Origin of the sequence: Rhodococcus sp. NPDC049939 (assembly GCF_040656415.1) — a bacterium.
Lineage (GTDB): Bacteria > Actinomycetota > Actinomycetes > Mycobacteriales > Mycobacteriaceae > Rhodococcus_F.
In genome coordinates this window covers 437,090-457,618 of the sequence record NZ_JBFAMC010000001.1, presented here as the reverse complement: position 1 = coordinate 457,618, position 20,529 = coordinate 437,090, and the positions used below count along the sequence as shown (strand labels likewise).

The 20,529-nt window shown below is 62.9% G+C and carries 17 protein-coding genes; 9 read left to right on the top strand and 8 right to left on the bottom strand.

The features are described from left to right. The first annotated feature begins 415 nt into the window (after positions 1–415). Entirely contained in the window at positions 416–3,409 is a 2,994-nt protein-coding gene (locus tag AB0I57_RS01935) for a heterodisulfide reductase-related iron-sulfur binding cluster (protein ID WP_358329050.1), read from the top strand. Positions 3,410–3,490: 81 nt separating this feature from the next. On the opposite strand, the gene AB0I57_RS01930 is transcribed toward AB0I57_RS01935, so the two are convergent. Next, the gene (locus tag AB0I57_RS01930) at positions 3,491–4,609 is read right to left on the bottom strand and encodes an alkane 1-monooxygenase (RefSeq protein ID WP_358333040.1); all 1,119 of its coding nucleotides are present in this window, start codon (positions 4,607–4,609) and stop codon (positions 3,491–3,493) included. Positions 4,610–4,896: 287 nt separating this feature from the next. Between AB0I57_RS01930 and AB0I57_RS01925 the strand changes: the two genes are divergently transcribed. Both AB0I57_RS01925 and AB0I57_RS01920 read left to right on the top strand, forming a co-directional pair. Next, a complete protein-coding gene (locus tag AB0I57_RS01925) occupies positions 4,897–5,139 on the top strand; it encodes a hypothetical protein (protein ID WP_358329048.1) in 243 nt (80 codons plus the stop codon). Positions 5,140–5,155: 16 nt separating this feature from the next. Next, entirely contained in the window at positions 5,156–5,509 is a 354-nt protein-coding gene (locus AB0I57_RS01920) for a hypothetical protein (protein ID WP_358329045.1), read from the top strand. 47 nt (positions 5,510–5,556) lie between these two features. Here the strand turns inward: AB0I57_RS01920 and AB0I57_RS01915 are convergent, their stop codons facing one another. Further along, positions 5,557–7,506 (bottom strand): prolyl oligopeptidase family serine peptidase, encoded by a 1,950-nt coding sequence (locus tag AB0I57_RS01915; protein WP_358329042.1) that lies wholly within the window; start codon positions 7,504–7,506, stop codon positions 5,557–5,559. 221 nt (positions 7,507–7,727) lie between these two features. Between AB0I57_RS01915 and AB0I57_RS01910 the strand changes: the two genes are divergently transcribed. Then, complete coding sequence (locus AB0I57_RS01910; protein ID WP_358329039.1) at positions 7,728–8,990, top strand: pyridoxal phosphate-dependent aminotransferase; 1,263 nt, start codon at positions 7,728–7,730, stop codon at positions 8,988–8,990. 56 nt (positions 8,991–9,046) lie between these two features. Beyond that, complete coding sequence (locus AB0I57_RS01905) at positions 9,047–9,754, top strand: helix-turn-helix domain-containing protein (RefSeq protein ID WP_358329036.1); 708 nt, start codon at positions 9,047–9,049, stop codon at positions 9,752–9,754. A gap of 878 nt (positions 9,755–10,632) precedes the next feature. On the opposite strand, the gene AB0I57_RS01900 is transcribed toward AB0I57_RS01905, so the two are convergent. The 3 genes from AB0I57_RS01900 to AB0I57_RS01890 all read right to left on the bottom strand — a co-directional run bounded on the left by AB0I57_RS01900 (position 10,633) and on the right by AB0I57_RS01890 (position 13,561). Further along, positions 10,633–10,866 carry a hypothetical protein gene (locus tag AB0I57_RS01900; protein ID WP_358329033.1) on the bottom strand — a complete coding sequence of 78 codons (234 nt, stop codon included), beginning with the start codon at positions 10,864–10,866 and terminating at the stop codon, positions 10,633–10,635. 90 nt (positions 10,867–10,956) lie between these two features. Then, a complete protein-coding gene (locus AB0I57_RS01895; RefSeq protein ID WP_358329030.1) occupies positions 10,957–12,480 on the bottom strand; it encodes an Hsp70 family protein in 1,524 nt (507 codons plus the stop codon). A gap of 124 nt (positions 12,481–12,604) precedes the next feature. Next, positions 12,605–13,561 carry an alpha/beta fold hydrolase gene (locus AB0I57_RS01890; protein ID WP_358329027.1) on the bottom strand — a complete coding sequence of 319 codons (957 nt, stop codon included), beginning with the start codon at positions 13,559–13,561 and terminating at the stop codon, positions 12,605–12,607. 369 nt (positions 13,562–13,930) lie between these two features. Here AB0I57_RS01890 and AB0I57_RS01885 point away from each other — a divergent pair, with 369 nt between their 5' ends. Together AB0I57_RS01885 and AB0I57_RS01880 are read left to right on the top strand one after the other, a co-directional pair. Next, positions 13,931–14,449, top strand: a complete 519-nt coding sequence (locus AB0I57_RS01885; protein ID WP_358329025.1) for a protein tyrosine phosphatase — start codon at positions 13,931–13,933, stop codon at positions 14,447–14,449. Positions 14,450–14,558: 109 nt separating this feature from the next. Beyond that, positions 14,559–15,308 carry an ABC transporter permease gene (locus AB0I57_RS01880; RefSeq protein WP_358329022.1) on the top strand — a complete coding sequence of 250 codons (750 nt, stop codon included), beginning with the start codon at positions 14,559–14,561 and terminating at the stop codon, positions 15,306–15,308. A gap of 81 nt (positions 15,309–15,389) precedes the next feature. Here AB0I57_RS01880 and AB0I57_RS01875 read toward each other — a convergent pair whose 3' ends face one another. From AB0I57_RS01875 to AB0I57_RS01865, 3 genes are all read right to left on the bottom strand, one after another. Next, on the bottom strand, positions 15,390–15,569 hold the full coding sequence (locus AB0I57_RS01875; RefSeq protein ID WP_358329020.1) for a hypothetical protein: 180 nt from the start codon (positions 15,567–15,569) through the stop codon (positions 15,390–15,392). A 350-nt stretch (positions 15,570–15,919) separates the two neighbouring features. Next, a complete protein-coding gene (locus AB0I57_RS01870; RefSeq protein ID WP_358329017.1) occupies positions 15,920–16,336 on the bottom strand; it encodes a hypothetical protein in 417 nt (138 codons plus the stop codon). A gap of 263 nt (positions 16,337–16,599) precedes the next feature. Next, positions 16,600–17,247: a chromosome condensation regulator RCC1 gene (locus AB0I57_RS01865; RefSeq protein WP_358329015.1), complete on the bottom strand. Its 648-nt coding sequence runs from the start codon at positions 17,245–17,247 to the stop codon at positions 16,600–16,602. A gap of 163 nt (positions 17,248–17,410) precedes the next feature. Here AB0I57_RS01865 and AB0I57_RS01860 point away from each other — a divergent pair, with 163 nt between their 5' ends. Together AB0I57_RS01860 and AB0I57_RS01855 are read left to right on the top strand one after the other, a co-directional pair. Next, entirely contained in the window at positions 17,411–18,136 is a 726-nt protein-coding gene (locus AB0I57_RS01860; RefSeq protein WP_358333037.1) for a beta-phosphoglucomutase family hydrolase, read from the top strand. Continuing rightward, a complete protein-coding gene (locus AB0I57_RS01855; protein WP_358329012.1) occupies positions 18,133–20,484 on the top strand; it encodes a glycosyl hydrolase family 65 protein in 2,352 nt (783 codons plus the stop codon). Before AB0I57_RS01860 ends, AB0I57_RS01855 begins: the two co-directional genes overlap by 4 nt. The last annotated feature ends 45 nt before the right edge of the window (positions 20,485–20,529 follow it).

Below are 20,529 nucleotides of genomic sequence, written 5' to 3'. Positions count from 1 at the left end.
CAAAGACGAACGAAGGTTAACTAAGCCGTCGGTGTTCCAAGCAATCCCACGTGAGTCGTATGACTAATCTCACCTGAGGATGAGTCGCCGAGAGTGCAGTTCCCGGGTATGTAGGCGCGGGACCCGGTCCATCTGATTCAGCTACAGCGTCGAGCAGGGTTCGAAGCGATTGGTTAGGGCAACCTTGGGCACACCCGGCCTTGTCGCACCAATTAGCGTGAGAAACCGGTGTCCCGCTCATGGCTTGCATCCCATGCCACGGCGTCGCCCCAACCTGGTGGATCCAGCGAATCGCAGGTAAGTTACCGAACGGTAGAATTCGCAGGTTACCCACTGGTAACTTTTCTTGATGGGGGCTAGGATTACCTGAGTCCCGAGGTGGCCGCCGCGCCGCCCAGAACCGAAAGGCCGCGACATGAATGCTCTGACGATCACGTTGGGCACCATCGGCGTGCTACTCAGCATTCCCGCGTGGGGGTCATTCTTCCTCGGCGTATGGAGGATCGTCAGCGCCATCCGGATCGGTCAGCCCGCCCCGGACCGTTGGCGACCATTCTTCCCACGACTCAAACAGATGGTCGTGGAGGTTTTCGCGCACACGCGCATGAACAAGTTCCGAACTGTCGGCTGGGGACACTGGCTTGTCATGATCGGCTTCTTGCTGGGGTCGATCGTTGCGATGGAGGCCTACATCCAGACCTTCAACCCAGAAGGAAACTGGCCGCTTATCGGTGGAACTGCCGTCTACCACTTCATCGATGAACTGCTGGGAATCGGCACCGTCATCGGCATCATCGCTCTAGTCATCATTCGCCAGCGAAACCACCCACGTGGACCAGCCCGGCTATCACGATTCAGTGGTTCCAACTTCCGCGCGGCATACTTCGTCGAGGCTGTTGTCCTCATCGAGGGCCTCGGGATGATTTTCGTGAAGGCCGGCAAGATCGCTACCTACGGACACGCCAATCCGTGGACCGACTTCTTCACCATGCGCGTCGCGGAGTTCCTCCCGGGTAGCCCCGAACTCGTCTCCGTCTTCGCGTTCATCAAGCTGATGTCCGCCATGGTGTGGCTGTACGTCGTCGGCCGCAACATCAATTGGGGTGTCGCATGGCACCGCTTCTCGGCGTTCTTCAACATCTACTTCAAGCGTGAGGACGACGGCGACGTCGCTCTCGGTGCGGCCAAGCCCATGATGTCGGGCGGCAAGCCGATCAACATGGAAGAGGCCGATCCGGACACCGACACGTTCGGCGCAGGCAACATCGAGGACTTCTCCTGGAAGGGCTGGCTGGACTTCACCACCTGCACCGAGTGTGGTCGCTGCCAGTCGCAGTGCCCTGCGTGGAACACCGGCAAGCCGCTGTCCCCGAAGCTGCTGATCACATCCCTGCGCGATCACGGCTACGCCAAGGCGCCGTACCTGCTCGCAGGCGGCCGCAAGGACATGGGCGGCGACGAGATCGGCTTGGTTGATGGCGACGGCAAGGTCCTCGAGGACAAGCTCGCCGCGATTTCCGAGGCCGCCCGAACGGAGGCCGAGCGCAAGCTGGTCGGCGAGACCGTCGCAGGCGAACTGGCGCCGGTCATCGACGCCGAGACTCTGTGGAGCTGCACCAACTGCGGCGCCTGCGTCGAGCAGTGCCCCGTCGACATCGAGCACGTCGACCACATCATCGACATGCGCCGCTACCAGGTATTGATCGAGTCGGAGTTCCCGTCCGAGTTGGCCGGCCTCTTCAAGAACCTCGAGAACAAGGGCAACCCCTGGGGACAGAACTCCAAGGACCGTCTCAACTGGATAGACGAGATGGACTTCGACATCCCGGTCTTCGGCCAGGACGCCGACAGTTTCGAGGATTACGAATACCTGTTCTGGGTCGGATGTGCCGGTGCCTACGAGGACCGCGCCAAGAAGACGACGAAGGCCGTCGCGGAGCTACTCGCTACCGCCGGTGTGAAGTTCATGGTCCTCGGCGCCGAAGAAACCTGCACCGGTGACTCCGCGCGCCGCGCCGGTAACGAGTTCCTGTTCCAGCAGCTGGCAATGCAGAACATCGAGTTGCTGAACTCTGTCTTCGACGGCGTCGAAGAACGCAAGCGCAAGATCGTCGTCACTTGCGCCCACTGCTTCAACGCCCTTGGCAACGAATACCCGGAGGTCGGCGGCAAGTACGAGGTCGTCCACCACACTCAGCTGCTCAACCGACTGGTCCGCCAGAAGAAGCTGATCCCGGTCGCATCCGTCGACGAGAACGTCACCTACCACGACCCTTGCTTCCTCGGTCGCCACAACAAGGTGTACGACGCTCCGCGCGAGCTGATGGCAGCCTCCGGCACCACGCTGAAGGAGATGCCCCGTCACGGAGAACGCTCGATGTGCTGCGGCGCCGGTGGTGCCCGCATGTGGATGGAAGAGAACATCGGCAAGCGCATCAACATCGACCGGGTCGACGAGGCGCTCGAGACGGATCCGAAGAAGATCGCGACGGGCTGCCCGTTCTGCCGCGTCATGCTCACCGACGGCGTCACTGCACGCCAGGAATCCGGGCAGGGTGCGGGCGTCGAGGTCGTGGACGTCGCGCAGTTGATGCTCTCGTCCATCACGCGTCTCGAACCCGAGAAGCTCACCGCGAACATCAAGGTGATTCCGAGGGAGAAGCCGGCTGCGCCTGCCGCCGCCAAGGCCGAAGCCAAGACCGCGGTCGTCGAGAAGGAACGTACCGAAGTAGTGGAGGCCGCCGAAGCTCCCGCTGCCAAGGATGCTCCCGAGGGCAAGGGTCTGGCGATGAAGGGGCTGGCCAAGGCTCCCGGCGCGAAGGCTCCTGGCGGCAAGGGGCTCGGCATGGCGGGCGGGGCGAAGGCTCCCGGCGGCAAGGGCCTGGCGATGAAGGGTGCCGCCAAGGCACCCGGGGCGAAGGCTGCACCGGCACCGGCTACCGAAGCAGGTGCTGCCGCCGCGCAATCACCCACCCAGGAGCAGCCTGCGAAGCCGAAGGGTCTGGGGCTGGCGAGCGGGGCGAAAGCGCCCGGCGGCAAGGGCCTGCAGATGAAGGGTGCCGCCAAGGCACCCGGCGCGAAGGCTGCCCCCGTTGAGTCCAAGGTTGCCGAAACGTCGTCGGCTCCTGAGGCCCCGACTGCCGAGACACCTCAGGCACCCCCGGCCGCGAAGGCTGGTGGACTGGGCTTCAAGAGCGGCGCCAAGGCACCCGGTGCTAAGAAGGCCGCTTCACCAAAGTCCGAAGCTGCCGAGACCGAGGCCCCGAAGTCAGAGGCGCCGAAGTCAGAGGCTCCGAACGGCGACAGTGCCGCCGAGAAGACGGCGGAGACCCCGTCGGCACCGCCGGCAGCCAAGCCCGGCGGGCTCGGGTTCAAGGCCGGCGCCAAGGCGCCCGGACGCAAGAGCTAGCCGACCGCATCCACGAAACAGCGCCTCACCGTAGTCGGTGGGGCGCTGTTTTCTCGTTCGTTGCCATGATCCCTGGACCGTTCAGGCCGACGCGGTTGCAGAATCCTCCCGCGAAGCGGGGCTCATGCGGTGACCAGGAGAAACGTTCACTTTCGAGAGATCGCCGTCATAGTGCGCAAGCAGCCTCGGGTCCATGACTTTGCGCCACAACGGTGGAACGAGCGCCAGCCAGATCATCACCGCGTACCCGGCGGGCAACTGTGGTGCCTCGTCCATGGTGCGCAGCGTCTGATAGCGGCGGAGAGGGTTGGCGTGGTGGTCACTGTGACGCTGTAGGTGGTACAGGAAGATGTTGCTGCAGAGGTGATCGCTGTTCCAGCTGTGCCGGTACGAACACTTTTCGTACCGGCCATTCCCCAGCGTGCCTCGCAGCAGTCCGTAGTGCTCGAGGTAGTTCGCACATTCGAGCATGAGCACCGCCAAGACCGCCTGGAAGATCAGCCACGGCACGATGGCCCAGCCGAAGACGGCGATGAGCACAGCAAACAGAACGACACTCATCGCCCAGGCGTTGAGAACGTTGTTCCCCGGGCTCCACACCCGCTTTCCGCGGCGCCTCAATCGAGCGCTTTCATGAACCCAAGCCGACCGGATGCCACCGAACACCGTTCTCGGCACGAACCGCCAATACGACTCGCCGAACCGGGCCGAGGCCGGATCCTCGGGGGTGGCGACCTTCAGATGGTGCCCGTGATTGTGCTCGACGTAGAAGTGACCGTAGAACGACTGAGCGAGAGCGATCTTGGCGAACCACCGCTCATGTGCGGTTCGCTTGTGACCTAGTTCGTGCGCGGCATTGATTCCGATGCCCGCGACAATCCCGACGGTCGATGCGAGCGCCAAGCGTTCGGGCCACTCCATGTGGGCGTTCACCCACAGGTAGCAGGCGAAGACCAGACCGGCGTACTGCATCGGAAGGTAGAGATAAGTACACCAGCGATAGAAGGGGTCGCGCTCCAGTGCTGCGGCCTGCTCGTCAGTTGGGTTGCGCTTGTCCAGACCTGTAAATACGTCGACAAGGGGGACTACTACGGCCATGAGCAGTACGCCCAATGCCCAGAGAAATCCCAGCCCGAACAACTGCACCGCCAACCATGCAAGGAATGGGCTCAGCGGCGCAACAACCCCACACAACCACAGATATCGTTTCGGGTCTCCGCCCCCAGCCGGTACCGCGTTCCCGTTCGAAGATGCGACTGTCTGCCCCGGTTTACTTCGACTACTGATTTGACCGCGAATCCCTTCCAGCTGGGGTATTGAGCGATTCAGCTGTGCGAATTTTACTCGGGCACACCAACATAAGACAAGCAAATGGTCTGGCTCGCTGAACCGTCGGATATGTCCGGTTCGATCCGACCCTCCCGGGGTAACCCAGACACAGGTCCCCGCAATGCTCAGGAGGGCATCGATCGCGAAGAGGAGTCGATATGACCACGTGTGAAACCTGCGGCAACGACTACGACAAGGCCTTTACCGTGACACGCGGTGGCAGAACCGCCACCTTCGACAGCTTCGAATGCGCCGCACAGGCGATGGCGCCAATATGCGATCACTGTGGCTGCCGCATTCTCGGCCACGGAGTAGAGGCCGACGGAGACATTTACTGCTGCGCTCATTGCGCCCGGAAAGCGGGCCACCACGAGCTGGCGGATCGTGCCGTAGGCCACTGACCACATCCTGTCCAAAGTGTTAGGCAACAACCACGACCTCGGCGAACGAACATTTCGGCATGCAGCCGGCTACACCGCGACGGTCCTCGGCGCCGCCCTGACTGTCGTACTCGTAAGCGTCGTCTGGATGTGGGTGCGCAGGGGTGATTGCCCGGGCTCGCTACTCGAGTGCGCTGGCGCGGAAAAGTATGTTCTCGTCTTCGTCCCGCCGACGCTGCTCGCGATCGGTGGCGTCGGCGCGTTCGTCCAGACGATCCGCACGTGGCGTGGGGGTGGCCGTTGGGCCATCTGGCAAGGCGCTGGATGGCTGCTCTTCGTGTTCATGTTGATCTTCGTCTCCCTGTCGGCTGGATCACTGATCCAAGGTTGAGGAAGATCGTCCGGGACAACGCGTCGTTCGGGGGCCCGTGCGAGCAGTCAGCCCTTCGGTGGCTGCCAGAGCTCGAGCCGCGGGATATCCGGCGGCTCGAATCCGAGTACCTGCCCGTAGAAGGAGAGCTCGGCATTGCGCGAGTTGATCAGGGTACTCAGCTTGCGGAATCCGTGTGCCTCACCCTCATATTCCAGATATGCGTGCGGGATACCCTTCTCCATCAGCGCATCCCTGAACCGCTCCGCCTGCGACGGCGGCACAATCGGATCGTCGAGTCCCTGCAGCAACAGCACTGGACAGTTGAGCCCAGCGACATTGTTCAACGGCGCGCGCTGCGCATAGAGATCCGCGGACTCTGGCAGCGGACCGATCAGGCCGTCGAGGTACCTGGACTCGAAGTCGTGCGTCTCCTTGACAAACTCTTCCAGCTCGGCCACACCGAAATATGAAGCACCGCAAGCGAACACATCCGATGTGGTCAAAGCCGCGAGAACGGTCCAACCGCCGGCCGACCCGCCTTCGATGACCAATCTGCGGGGGTCGGCCATACCCGACTTGGCCAGCCCGGTCACTGCTGTAATCACGTCCTCGACATCGACGACACCCCATTGGCCCCGGAGCCGGTTACGGTATTCACGGCCGTATCCGGTCGACCCGCCGTAGTTGACATCGACGACACCGATCCCACGACTTGTGAAGAACGCGAACACAGGGTTCAGGGATGGCGTGACGCGTGATGTAGGACCGCCGTGCACGAACGCGACGTACGGCGGCAGCTCGCCTGCTTCGCCTTCATACCGTGGATGGCGCGGTGGATACGCGATGACGTGGACTTCCCGGTCGGCGCCCTCGAAGGTCAGCTGCTGAGCCTCCGGTAGATAGGCCGACTCCGGAAGGTCGCTGACAGACAGCCGGATGGTAGTGAGCGCACCGGTGTCGAGGTCTAGTTCACGCAGGCCCGACGGTTCCTGTGCACCACCGGTGACCAGCAGGATCCGATTACCCCGACGGTCCCCCAGACTCACGCTGGTGAGACCATCGAGCGCCACGTCTGTGAGAGAACCAGTACCGGGATCGAGTACCGCCAGGGTATCCGTGCCGAATGTTCTGACGGTCAGCAGTGTTCCGTCGTCACGAGGTGTGTACCAGCTCGATCCGAGCGACCACAACGCGCCACCGAAGTCGGCGTCCATCGGGCACAGCGCGACGACATCGGATGTGTCGATGTCGACTCGATAGAGGTTCCACCAGCCGCTGCGGTCGCTGATCGTGTACAGCTCCGCGGGCCCGACCCACTCTGGTTGCAGCACCGATTCCACCGGGCCTCCGAGCAGCGTCTTGATCTCGCCGGTCACGCGGCCGTCGACAATCTTCGCCACTCTGAGTTCGGTTCCATCCCAGGGCATCTGGGGATGATTCCAGGCGATCCATGCGAGGTGACGACGATCCGGAGACAGCCGTGGATTGGCGAGAAAGCCGGAACCGGCCACGACAGACCGCACCTGGTCCGCGTCGTCCACTGCTGATCCGTCCAGCGGGATCATGCAGATATCACGGGTGACGCCACCGTCCGCATCGTGCGTTTCACGCACCGCCCACACCACGCCCTCGTTCACGGACAGGTCGCCGTACCGCAACGAACAAGCGCGGGGAGGCTCAGGTGTCAGCGGCACCGGGTTCTCGCCCTTCAACAGATACAGTCGCTGATCGCTGAACTCCGCGAACACCAGTCGGCCCGCGTCGGTGACGGTCCAGGCGCCGCCACCGTACTCGTGCACCCGTGAGCGCGCGTTCCACGGGACGGGCAGGACGTCCTCGGGCTCGCCGTCCAACCCAGTACGTCGCACGGCGACTCGACCCCCCTCACTGGCGCGCAGTTCCGACCACCACACGTCCTCGCCTACATATCTGCCACCCTCGACGGGGTGGCCGCTGGAGGCCAGGTCCGCCGCTGCGATCGGAGAAGGCCAGGAACCATACGGCGCAGAGGTCATTGGCCGAGAATATTCCGCCTCGCCGCAATGTGCAGCCCCAATACCCCGCGCAGCCCGAAACACCCTTCGCAGGCCTGCGAAGCGATACTCGAGCCGGTATTCCCACCTTCCCCAGGGGCACCGGCCGTATCGGCAAGCATGTCCTCCCTGGCAGTCGCGCGTTGGAACCCCAAGCCAGCGGGAACCCACCAGTAGAAATCCGGTTGCCTGGGAGTGGGACAATGGCTGCCGTGACCAACCCAGACCACGGCAACCCGCGTAGGACGCAGCGCACTTTCGACCAGTCCACCAAGCTTCAGAACGTGCTTTACGAAATTCGCGGACCGGTACACGCCCACGCCGCCCGGTTGGAGGCGGAAGGCCACCGGATACTCAAACTCAACATCGGCAACCCTGCGCCGTTCGGTTTCGATGCGCCGGACGTGATCATGCGCGACATGATCGCCGCGCTCCCCTACGCACAGGGTTACTCCGACTCCAAAGGAATACTGTCGGCCCGGCGCGCGATCGCGACCAGGTACGAGTTGGTTACCGGATTCCCCGAGCTCGACGTCGACGACATCTACCTCGGCAACGGTGTATCCGAACTCATCACGATCACGATGCAGGCATTGCTCGACAACGGCGACGAGGTCCTCATCCCGGCACCTGACTACCCGCTGTGGACGGCCATGACCAGCCTCTCGGGCGGCACCCCGGTGCATTATCTGTGCGACGAGGGCAACGACTGGAACCCCGACATCGCGGATATCGAGTCGAAGATCACCGACAAGACCAAAGCGCTGGTGGTCATCAACCCGAACAATCCGACGGGTGCGGTCTACTCGATGGAAGTGTTGCAGCAACTGGTCGATCTGGCCCGCAAACATCAGCTGCTGCTCCTGGCCGACGAAATCTACGACAAGATCCTCTACGACGACGCCAAGCACATCTCGCTCGCGACACTGGCTCCGGATCTGCTGTGCCTGACCTTCAACGGGCTGTCGAAGGCCTACCGCGTCGCGGGCTACCGCTCCGGCTGGGTGGCGATCACCGGACCGAAGGAGCACGCCGGCGGATTTCTCGAGGGTCTCGATCTGCTGGCGTCGACGAGACTGTGCCCGAACGTGCCGGGTCAACACGCCATCCAGGTTGCGCTCGGCGGTCACCAGAGCATCGAAGAACTGATCCTGCCGGGTGGACGACTCCTCGAGCAGCGCGACGTGGCCTGGCAACGTCTCAACATGATTCCTGGGGTCACGTGCGTGAAACCACGTGGCGCTCTGTATGCGTTTCCTCGGCTCGACCCCAACGTGTACGAAATCTACGACGACGAAAAGTTGGTTCAGGATCTTCTGCTGCAGGAGAAGATCCTGGTGGTTCAAGGCACGGGCTTCAACTGGCCCGACCACGACCACCTCCGCATCGTGACCTTGCCGTGGGCCAGGGACCTCGCTGTCGCCATCGAGCGATTCGGAAACTTCCTGACCAGTTACAAGCAGTAGTATCGGAGATACTGTAGGCGATACAGACGTCGCTTACATGTCTCTTTGGGGGAATCGTGTCTAGCAGTACTCGCGTCCGTTTCGGACAGTTGGTCCACAAGCGACGCCGCTTTCTGAACCTCACGCAGGATCAAGTGACTGCTGCCGGCGGCCCGTCCGACGCAGCGCAGACACGGGCCGAGAACGGTACGGGCCCGGACCCGAGTATCGAGACGCTCCGCAAACTGGACACCGCCCTGCAGTGGGTTCCCGGCAGCGCCGCGCGAGCACTCGAAGGCGGCGATCCGACACCGCTCGAAGCGCTCGCACGGGGGGAGCGGCCGTCGGGGTCGCATCCACTCACACTGGGACCGTCCGAGATCTCACTGGATCTGGACACCATCGTCGAAATCTTGGACCCCAACACTCGAATCACGAAATTGAGTGCGGCCCATCCGGAAGTGCCTGGACTTGCCGATGCCGCAGGCAGCCTCAGCCGAGTGGTCTCCAAGATCACCGGGGCGTACGTGACCCGGCTACTCGAGGTCAACGGAGGCCCGTCCGGCCCTCGTCAACCGTTGGTGGAGTTCGCGTTCGGCCATCTACTCGAAGAGCCATCACAAGTCGCCGACGCCAGTGAACGCGAAGAAGTGCACTACCGGCGCTTCCTGTACGGCAAGGAGGAAGAGTTGGACGCGGCCACGCGCGACCGCTTCCGGCGACGATGGGAAGAGTCGATGAAACTCGTCGGGGCCGAGACTCCGGAATCCGAGGGCGGGTCCTGAGTAGTACCTGAACCACGCGTCGACGCAAGTGTGATGCAAATCACCGTCGATTTCGGCCTGCATCGTGGTGAGAGCACAAGTCCTGCAGGACCTTCGAACCGGCTACGGCCCTAGAGCTGTCCATATGGCAGGGCACGACAATCCTCGAGCTACCGGTTTGACAGAACGAGCCATGGCGATGTGCCCGAACCCGACGGAAGATTCAGCCGGGGCCGGTTGACGGATGCCCCCGTCGTTTCTGTAGATTGTCTGCGGGCACCTCGAGTGCCGCGAGCACCTGGTGCCCCTCCCCCCTGTGGTTACCAGGTTGGTGGCGGGGAACACCCCCCCCGTACCCCGCCACCCAGCTCGGCACATTTGCCCATTCTGCAGTTCGGCGGACAGCGGAACACACCCCTCGGTCGGAGCTCCGGCCCACCCTTTGAATGGACCTGCGTTCGCTGCACATTAGCTGCGCACCATTCAGTGATATCTAAACACACTGGCGACAGATAAGCGACACCAAAGCAATGCACACCACACACTCTGGATAACATGGCTCTCTCACGTCGCAACCTCAGCTGTGACGTTCCGAACACTCTCGCACGCGAAGGCGATCTCTCGGATGGAGAATCGCACGGACGAGAGATCCAGAACATCGACAGCTGCCGATGACAATCAGTCGCACATCGCCGAATCCTCGCTGCCGGCGACCCAACCGACACTGCGGTGGGGCCAGGATCGAAGCAAGTATCGATCGAGATCGAATCTGCCACCGATACCAAGATGCGAGGGCATTTGCCCATCGCACCCTTCATCCTGGCATTCCGCCGTCGTCAAAGCGCAGCAACAGTTTTCGGTGTTCCGAGGTGTTTCGCCGGCCGAGACCGTTCGATCGCCTAGCTGTAAACGCCCACCTCTCGCAGGACGATGAAAACAATCGTTATCGCCATCAGCGAGTAGACCGTCATCATCGTCACCTTGACGGTCATCTCGCTGGTTGGCGGAAACATCTTCAGAATCGGCTTCGTATATGCGACAAGGTGGCTATTTTCGTTCTGCGCGGTAACCGCTCCAGCCCTGTGAACACCAGGCGTGTTGTAGTCCGTTGAATTCGCAATCACTGCGCACATCCTTTCTTGCGCCCCCTCAACATCCCTATCGTATGCCCGTCAACTCGGATGCGGCTACTGGGAACTGACCGCGACGGATGCACGGCAGCTCTACAAGCCGGGAATCCTCGGGAGCTCCGGCAGCGGAGGAAGGGGCGGGAGCTGAATCTGCGGTAGTCCGGGGAAGATCGGAGCGGGCGGAGGCGGCGGAGGCGGAGGAGGCGGGGGTGGCGACGTCCACACCTGCGGCGCCCTCTGCACCGGTGCAGGGACAGCCACCGTTGAGGTGGGCGGCGCTGACGACGGCGGCGGGGGTGGTGGCGGCGGTTGTGTAACCATTTCCGTGACGACCGACGGACGGGTGGTGGGTGGTGTAGCTATCGGCGATGGGGGCGCATCCTCACTCTGAGTGAAGAGGTTGCCGCCGTAGCCGAGGCCGAGCCCGACGATTCCGAGAACCGCCAGCACGACGCCTGCACCTGCCAGTACAGGTTTGCGGATCGGTCGTTTTGTCAGCTGCGAGCTCGGTGGCGGTGCCGCGGCACCGAGCCAGGAAGGCGTACCGGCCCGAACTGCGTTGTGTGGCGCACCATTTCCCGGTGCGAGGTGCGAGACGTCTGGCCCGAACGGATCCGGCGCGGCCTCTTCCGGCGGGTACTGTAGCGAAGAAGCCTGGGACTGGTACGGCTTGTAGCGCTCGTACGGCTCATGCGGCTCGGCCAGCTGGGGCTGAACGGCGGCCACCGTATCGGCCGACTGCTGAATCTGCTGCGCGAGCAATGCAGCACCCCGGGCCACGACCAACTCTGGGTTGTCAGGAACGATGACGGGCAACCCGAGCCACCGCTCGAGCACAGACCGAACCAGCGGGACGTGCGCACCGCCGCCAATGGCGACTACAAGATCCGGGCCGCAACCGGAGCGGGCGATCAGGTCATAGGTGAGCCGCGCCGACGATTCGACGGCGGAACCGATCAACGACTCGAACACATCCCTCGAAAGCAACAGCAGCCCACCGTCTCCGGGCATCGCAGCGCCGCCGTCTGAAGACAGATGTTCTTTCGCCTGACGGCAGCGAGAGTCGAGTGCGCGACTCGCGGTCGTGTCGACCGGCGCTGCGATGCGAGCGTTCTCCAATTGGTGGCCACGAATCGCCTGGTCGAAAATGTCTCCGCTTACGGTGTCGGTGCGCACCGATTCCACAACCACGCCCGCCGCCCGGTCCACGACGCTCACGGTGAGGCCCGAGCCACCGAGGTCGTAGAACACGAGCATCCGATGCTGCTTACCCAACACACCCGAGGCCTCTAGAAACGAGAGCGCAGCCGCCGCCTCGAGCACGAGCTGGTAATCACCAATCTGTCGGCGATCGATCGCGCCTTGAATTGCTTCCGCCTGCACTTCGTCCCGGTAGGCGATCCCGGTCGTGTACTTCTGCCCGGCACCTGACGAGTCGTTGAGGACTGTGCTGATCGATTCGGCTGCAACCTCCGCAGGCTGTTCGCCACTGACTTCGATCGCTTGGGCCTGGAAGGCAGGAAGAAGCCGGTTCGCGATGGATCCTGGGTCGCCGGGGTCGGGTCGAGTCAAACGAACGGTGCTTGCACCAACCGACACACCGAGAACCGAACTCATTGAGCCGCCCACCGTGACTCTGCACGGGTCCGATCCCGAATCCCCCACTCCACGCCGCGCAGTTTATCGAAGCGGACAGTCGCGGTAGCGGCCCGTCCGTCCGGCAAGGTTCGGCCACAAATTCTCAGGAATTGCTCGCGATGATCACTCCGGCAATGCCAGTCCCCAACGGCACCGGGGTGCATGTCGGCTCAACTGCGTTCGCGGGATCCAGCGTGTTGAGGACCAGTTGCTGGGAGAACGGGTCGTAAGGAAGGTTGAAGTGGCCTGTCTGATCTTCCGGGCACAAATCCTGGACCAGGATGTTCGACGCGCCCGGATCGCGGAGCCTTACGTTGGTGTACGGCTGGATCACTTCGTCGTACCTGGTACCGATTGTGGTGTATTCGACACCCGGCACGGTGTCACCGCCCGCATTGAGGGCATCGAGGAATCCGGACCCTTGGACCTGCTCGGCGAGGGCCTTGGAACCGAAATTGGTAATCAGTGTGGTGCCCCCGGGCAACGCCTCGAGGGCGGTAGCCAACCCGTAGAACGTCCCGCCGTAAGTCGGGGACGCCAGACCGATCCACTTGTCCACGTCTGCCGCTCCGCCGAGCCTGTTTATGTAGTACCGGGCCACCGTGGCGCCCTGAGAATGTGCGACCACATCAACCTTGTCCGCCCCGGTCAAGGACAACACATCCGTGACGAAGCCACTGAGTTCGGTGGCCCCCTTGGTCATGGTCTCCACCCCGAACTTCTGGGTGCCGGGCTCCTGTCCGTAGTTGAGAGCAAACACGCAGTAACCGGCTGCCTTCAGTTTCGAGCTCAACCCGGCCCAGCTCGCGTAGGTACTTCCGTCGCTGCCGTGAACCAGCACCACCGGGTGCGGATGCGCGGCGTCGGGACGGCACGTGAAATCGTTTACGCCGGGAGGTACCGAATGCGGGTGCTGCTCAGCGAACCTGATCGCGTCGCCTGGATTCGACTGTTCCGGACCCGGCTGGGTGGGGATCTCCATCGCGTGGGCGGGGACGGCGAAGAAGAGCACAACCCCGACCAACAGGAACATCTGAAACAGCCAACGAAAGCGCGCCATAGTCATTCCTCCGCCTCGACAGCGATATTGATGACGAGCGTTATCGACGACGCTACCTTTTGCTTGCAGCAAATGTTTATGATAGCGACTTGTCGGTATTGTTTCGGGGAGGCAGGAGCGTCTTCGACCCCGGTCGTCGGTCACCCGTCGGACGAGAGTTTCGCCACTTTCACGAGTGGCATAGGATCCGCGCTGATCATGGCCAGTTCCACCAGGCCGCGTCGATTACTCCCAGGTAGCAGATTCCGAGGACGGGGCAGAACAGGCACCCTCGACGCCGGGCAAAGCAAACACGAATTCGCCTCGACCGATGTTCGGAGCCAGCAGTGCGTGTGCAAACGTGGCAGACCGAGACCTTATGCTTCGCCCATGCATGTTCTCTTCGTCTGCACCGGAAACGTCTGTCGGTCTCCAACGGCCGAGCGCCTCGCAGTGGCATACGCCGAGGAACTCGGGATCCCCGATCTGACAGCCGGAAGTGCAGGTACGGACGCTGTTCCAGGGGAATCGATGGAACCAACTGCTGCGCAAGTTCTCGAGGGCCTGGGCGGCGACCCCAGCGGGTTCTCGGCCCGTCCGCTCACCAGAGACCTCGCAGTGGAAGCCGATCTGGTTCTGACAATGACCGAAGACCACCGCGACCAGGTCTTGGCCTTGGCTCCGGAGCACGCGAAGAAGACTTTCACACTCATGGAGGCTGCCCGACTAACCGAAGCCGCGGGAGCCAGGACGGTAGAGGATCTCGCGTCAGCCCGCCTTCAGCACGAGCCGAACGGATCCCGCGAGGACATTCCGGACCCGATCGGGCAGGACGAGGAGACCTTTCTGAACGTGGGATCGGAGATTGCCGATCTCCTTGGCGTCATCGCGCGGGGGGTTCGGGCCTGAATGGCCCCATGATCGACCCATCGCAGCAACCTGATACTCACCTGGCCACCACCGGCTCTACCCGAAACTGAGAACGCCTCCGGCGCACACCGCTGAGTACCCTTTGTCTGTGAGCTGGTCCGAGGAGTTTCTCCCAAGCGTCATCGGCGTGGCAACACTCGTCGCCATCACAACGGCAGTGCTCTGGGGATTCCGAACGCCACGCTATTTCGCTCCGGCTCTCGCGGTACTCCGGGGCGCGCTCCAACTCGCGCTGATCAGCATCATCCTGTCCGGAGTGATCACGGACCCGCTGTGGGTTGCTCTCGCTCTCTTCGTCATGTTCTCAGTGGCGGCACTGACTGCATCGGGTCGGATCGGATGGAACCTCTGGCACGTCGGGTTGGTCTTCACGGCGATGGCGCTCGGAATCGCCGTGACGCTCGCTGTCACCTTCATCACCGGGGCGATCGAATTCTCATCGCGCTACGCCCTGGCCATCGGCGGCATCGTCATCGGCAACGCGATGATGACCGCAACGCTCGCAGGCCGGCGATTCATGGAGGTCACCGACGAGCGGTGGGAAACGGTGGAGGGCTGGCTTGCACTCGGCGCCACGCCTCGGCAGGCGACGCGCGAACTCACCCGACTCGCGGTGCACTCAGCCTTGATCCCGTCTACGGACCAGACCAAGACCACGGGTTTGGTCACCCTCCCCGGCGCATTCGTCGGGGCGATCTTCGGTGGTGTATCACCGCTGGAGGCTGGGCGCTTCCAAATCGTGGTGCTCGCCGCGATCATGGCGGCCGGATCGATCACAGCCATCGTCGTGGTCTCTGGTCTGGCACCGGTACGCACCCGCCCCGCGGTGCCCACATGAGACCGACGTTGCCACGGCCGGATCGAATGCCCACCTGCGTGCTGTCCGGCACTCGACGTCCGGGTCGGTGGGCAACTTCGGTTATTGGGTCGCCTCGCTGACAACGGGCATGTTCCCCGTGAACAGTTCGCTCTCCGTGTCGTTCTCGGTGTCGGCGACATCCGATGGCGACAGCTGAACTTCCGTCTCGATGCAATGCTCGAACTCGGTGCACCATTCGTAAGCCAGCTCCACCAAGGTGGCACTCGCAATCGTCGACATCTATTTTGCCCCTGTCTCTAGCTTTCGGATTTGGTTACGCCTGGCCAGATCAATACTGTCGCGAAATCGCGTTTTCGTAAGTCCCCCGAACGGCCCCTGTGTCGGGGGAATCTGGGGTCCCCCGATCGGCCGACGCCGACCTCCGGAAATCGGCCAACCAGTCGTAGGTGAGAACTGGTCGCGTGCAGCGGGAGAGGCGGCCGGAGCCACCAGCAGTAGCGGAGGATGGTGCGCGTACAGAAGGCTCTCGCGGGCCTGATCAAGCGCACTCATTCAGAACACGAACCATTGTCGAACCGGCGGGAGGCGGACGTCCAGGTCCGCCAACCGCGAGAATCTGCGGAGGGTCCTCATCCTCCGCAGTAGTGAGCAATCGAAGATGGTTCAGCCGATGCCCGTGTCATCCCAGATCGCGCAAGCCGGGATTCCTGCACCTTGGACTTGCTGATCCGGGCGCGAACCTTCGCAGTGACCTGCCAGATCTGGGCGGTGTCGTAAACGCTGATGCAGGGCACTCCGAGTTCCTCGGCGCGCCGAAAGGCAACTGAATCCTTGGGAGAACAGACCCCGTCGAGGACATCCTCGGTCACTATGGCGCAGAGTACGTCGCCATCGAACTTGCTGATCGGCTCCAGTCCGTGGATCATCGCCCATTGTCTGACCATCGCCCAGCGCGAGACGTCGTTATACCGGGTGGGACTTCCGATGAACATAACCCTGTTCGATCGGCGTGCCCGAGCCACCTCAATGTTCGTTATCCGTGACATGCTCAAAAAATCCTGTCCATATCTGCGATCGTCCCGACCATACTAGCGACTGGTCTGACCGGTCATAGCTCTCTTCGGGAAGATTACCGATCTCAATCCGCCAATCAATCCCTGCAACGGGTGGATCTCGACTCCCCCGAATGGGGGACACAAACCAGACAGGTAACCGGGGCGATCACGTCATGGCGCGTCGGCATGGCTGTGAACCCTCGAGGAGATTGGGCGTCAACGACGTGTGACGCCCGACAGCCCGCCTCGTTCAACTAGGGTGTGCCACCCTCGGCAACCTCTACCTCGGAGCCTTCACTTCCCGAAACCTCACCTGCCGGAGTCTCGCCATCGGCGTCCCCGGTGTCAGTGCTCCCGCCCTCCGAAATGTCACCCTCGGGTACGTCACCGCCGACATCCTCACCATCCGATTCGCCATCTCCCGAGTTCTCGTCGTCCGGGGCATCCTCTTGCGGCGCGTCACCGTCGGTGCCATCTCCCTCTGTGCCCTCACCGTCGGCACTACCGCCTTCCTGGTCTTCACCCTCCGGTTCGTCACCGGTAGCGCTGCCCCCGTCAGGCTCATCTTCTGCCGGCGGATCTTCCACAGGAGGCTGTTCCACGGCGGCAGGCTGCTCGACAACTGGCGGGGCACCATTGCCGGCCACCTGTACCTGACCCGGAGTCGACGCCTGCCCACCACCTCCCGACCCACCGTGGCCGGCGGCCGACGATCCACCGTTGCCGACCTCGGATCCGGCTGACGGCGGCGCCACCTCCGGTGGGAGTGGGGGAAAGGTCTTGGTCGCTACCGCCGTGGTCGAACCCGACGTCTCTGATGCATCCGCCCCATCACCATCGGACCCGCATGCGGGCAGGGCCAGGATCGCGAAGCTTGTCGCGGCCACGAGTACTCGTCTCACAGGTAAACCTCCATCGCCTAGGAATTCAGGATCGAACGAAACATACAGGTCGTTCGGTACATAGCCGTATTCGCAGGAATTCGAATCGTTTCGTCACCACCCGAGGGGATTTGCGCGAGCCTCGACGGCACGGCACCTGTACAGCGGTACCGTCGGGAACGTGATGGGACTGCCCGACGAAATCTCTGCGTGCTTGTTCGATCTGGACGGCGTGCTCACCGAGACGGCAGTGCTGCATCGGAAGGCGTGGAAACGCACGTTCGACGACTTCTTGAAGCACCGTGAGGGCCCAGACTTTCGGCCGTTCTCGGACGAGGACTATCTCGACTATGTCGACGGACGACCCCGTACCGACGGGGTCCGGACCTTCCTCGAGTCCCGTGGCATCAGCCTGCCGGAGGGGGGCCCTGGCGATCCGCTCGGTGCGGCGACGATCAATGGGATCGGGAGCACCAAGAACGCGTTGCTGCTGAAGGTGATGGACGAAGAAGGCGTTGCCGCCTACGACGGCTCGGTGCGATACGTCAGCGCCGCACACGAGGCCGGGCTGAAGATCGCTGTGGTCACGTCCTCCGCAAACGGCAAGGCGGTCCTCGAGGCGGCCGGTCTCACCCGGTATATACGCGTCCTCATCGACGGCGTGGTGAGCGCGGAACAAGGTCTTCGCGGCAAACCGGCGCCCGACACGTTCCTTGCGGGTGCACGCGCACTGGACGTAAGTTCCGATCGAGCGGCAGTGTTCGAGGACGCACTGGCCGGGGTGGAAGCTGGGCGGGCCGGTGAATTCGGCTTCGTCGTCGGCGTCAATCGAAGTGATCAAGCCGAGGCTCTGCGGACCCACGGCGCCGATGTAGTAGTGAACGATTTGTCCGACCTCCTGGAGAGATGAGCATGGGCGACCTGGGCTACCAAATCTCACCGTGGCAACTCCGCTGGCGCGGACTGGACCTGGAAGCATTGCGCTTTACAGAGTCCACCTTCGCACTCTCCAACGGACACATAGGGATTCGCGGCACCTTCGAGGAAGGTGAACCGCGAGGGCTTCCGGGCACCTACCTCAACGGTTACTACGAACAACGCCCCCTCCCCTACGCCGAGGCGGGCTACGGCTACCCCGAGGACGGCCAAACGGTCGTGAACGTGACCGACGGCAGCATCATCCGATTGCTGGTGGCCGACGAGCCACTGGACATGCGGTATGGGAGCGCTCCGGCCCACGAGAGGGTCCTCGACTTCCGTTCCGGCACCCTGCGCCGCACCACCGACTGGATCTCCCCGACCGGTAGACAAGTGCGAATCCATTCGGAGCGTCTGGTGTCGTTCACCTCGCGTGCCATCGCCGCCGTCCGCTACGAGGTCGAGCCACTCGACGGCGACATCGAGTTGGTTTTGCAATCCGATCTGCTCGCCAACGAGCCCCTACCTGTTCGCACCGACGATCCCCGAGTTGCGGCTGCCCTGGACAATCCGCTGGTCGCGGACTTCGCTGCAGCCCACGATTACAGAGCTGTTCTCGCCCATCACACGAGGGCCTCAGGACTGCGAATGGCCGCGGGGATGGACCACGAGGTCGAATTTCCTGCCAACGGGCGATGCAGCATCGAGACCGAAGAGGATCTGGCTCGGCTCACCGTCGCGGTCGAGGTGCCGAAGGGCGAGCGTCTGAAGGTGACGAAGTACCTGGCGTATGGATGGTCGGCGCGGCGGTCGACACCGGCCCTGCGCGGGCAGGTCGAAGGAGCGCTCGCCGGAGCGCTCGAAACCGGCTGGACCGAACTGTTGCTCCGCCAGCGCGAGTATCTCGACCTCTTCTGGGAAACTGCGGACATCGAGATAGAAGGTGACGCAGAACTGCAGCAGGCTGTCCGCTTCGCACTGTTCCACGTACTCCAGGCCGGTGCGCGCGGGGAGTCACGGGCGATTCCCGCCAAGGGCCTGACCGGTCCTGGATACGACGGACACGCGTTCTGGGACACCGAGGCCTACGTCCTTCCTGTGCTCACCTACACCGTGCCGGACTCGGCAAGAGATGCACTGCGTTGGCGACACTCGACTCTCGACCAGGCGAAGAATCGTGCCGAGCAGCTGGGCCAGGCGGGCGCGGTGTTCCCGTGGCGGTCGATCAACGGCGACGAATGCTCCGGTTACTGGCCTGCGGGAACCGCTGCTTTCCACGTCGGCGCCGCCGTTGCTGCCGCTACCTCCCGATATCTGGCGGCAACAGAAGACGAGGAGTTCGAATCCGAGTGCGGTGCAACATTACTCATAGAGACTGCACGCCTGTGGACTTCTCTCGGCCACCACAATTCGCGAGGCGAATTCCGGATCGACGGCGTCACCGGGCCCGACGAATATACGGCCGTCGCCGACAACAACGTCTACACCAATTTGATGGCGCAGAAGAATCTGCACGACGCAGCCACCATGTGCGAGCGCAGACCTGATCTCGCGCGTGAACACGGCGTGGACGACGAGGAAGCTGCTCTGTGGCGCGATGCGGGTGCACGGATGCGTCTTCCGTACGACGAAGCGCTCGGGGTGCATCAGCAATCCGACGGCTTCACTCACCACGCCGAGTGGGATTTCGAGGGCACCCCACGCGAGAACTACCCGCTGCTGCTCAACTATCCGTATTTCGATCTCTACCGGAAGCAGGTGGTGAAGCAAGCCGACCTGGTACTGGCGATGTATCTTCGCGGCGACGCATTCACACATGAGCAGAAGGTCGCCAATTTCGCCTACTACGAGGCCCTCACGGTGCGCGATTCCTCACTGTCGGCTTGCGCGCAATCGGTAATGGCCGCAGAGGTCGGCCAGCTTCAACTCGCCTATGACTACCTCGCCGAGGCGGCGCTGACCGATCTCCACGACCTGCACTCCAACGTCGAAAACGGATTGCACATCGCGTCGCTGGCAGGAACGTGGATGGCTTGCGTCGCCGGCTTCGGTGGAATGCGCGACCACGGCGGCGACATCACGTTCGCACCCCGGATACCTCCGCAACTGGCCAACGTGAACTTCCGGATGACCGTGCGGGGCAGTCAAATCCATGTGGACATCCGCGCGAACTTCGCGACCTACCGGCTCAGATCCGGTGACCCGGTCCGGCTCGCCCATCACGGAAGAAAGTTCACTCTCGGTTCCTCTCCCGTGACCAAACCGATTCCGGAGCTGCCGAGCATGCCGCCCGTCCGCCAGCCCTACGGGCGCGCGCCCGTGCGCCGTGGGGTGAGCTGATCTGGTCCAGCCGTCTCGGTCCGGTGTGATTCCGCCCCGGTAGGC

Coding starts and splice junctions, on each gene's coding strand:
- AB0I57_RS01935 (WP_358329050.1), top strand. CDS start 416: ATGAATGCTCTGACGATCACGTTGGGCACCATCGGCGTGCTACTCAGC.
- AB0I57_RS01925 (WP_358329048.1), top strand. CDS start 4,897: ATGACCACGTGTGAAACCTGCGGCAACGACTACGACAAGGCCTTTACC.
- AB0I57_RS01915 (WP_358329042.1), bottom strand. CDS start 7,506: ATGACCTCTGCGCCGTATGGTTCCTGGCCTTCTCCGATCGCAGCGGCG.
- AB0I57_RS01910 (WP_358329039.1), top strand. CDS start 7,728: ATGGCTGCCGTGACCAACCCAGACCACGGCAACCCGCGTAGGACGCAG.
- AB0I57_RS01900 (WP_358329033.1), bottom strand. CDS start 10,866: ATGTGCGCAGTGATTGCGAATTCAACGGACTACAACACGCCTGGTGTT.
- AB0I57_RS01895 (WP_358329030.1), bottom strand. CDS start 12,480: ATGAGTTCGGTTCTCGGTGTGTCGGTTGGTGCAAGCACCGTTCGTTTG.
- AB0I57_RS01890 (WP_358329027.1), bottom strand. CDS start 13,561: ATGGCGCGCTTTCGTTGGCTGTTTCAGATGTTCCTGTTGGTCGGGGTT.
- AB0I57_RS01885 (WP_358329025.1), top strand. CDS start 13,931: ATGCATGTTCTCTTCGTCTGCACCGGAAACGTCTGTCGGTCTCCAACG.
- AB0I57_RS01875 (WP_358329020.1), bottom strand. CDS start 15,569: ATGTCGACGATTGCGAGTGCCACCTTGGTGGAGCTGGCTTACGAATGG.
- AB0I57_RS01870 (WP_358329017.1), bottom strand. CDS start 16,336: ATGTCACGGATAACGAACATTGAGGTGGCTCGGGCACGCCGATCGAAC.
- AB0I57_RS01860 (WP_358333037.1), top strand. CDS start 17,411: ATGGGACTGCCCGACGAAATCTCTGCGTGCTTGTTCGATCTGGACGGC.
- AB0I57_RS01855 (WP_358329012.1), top strand. CDS start 18,133: ATGAGCATGGGCGACCTGGGCTACCAAATCTCACCGTGGCAACTCCGC.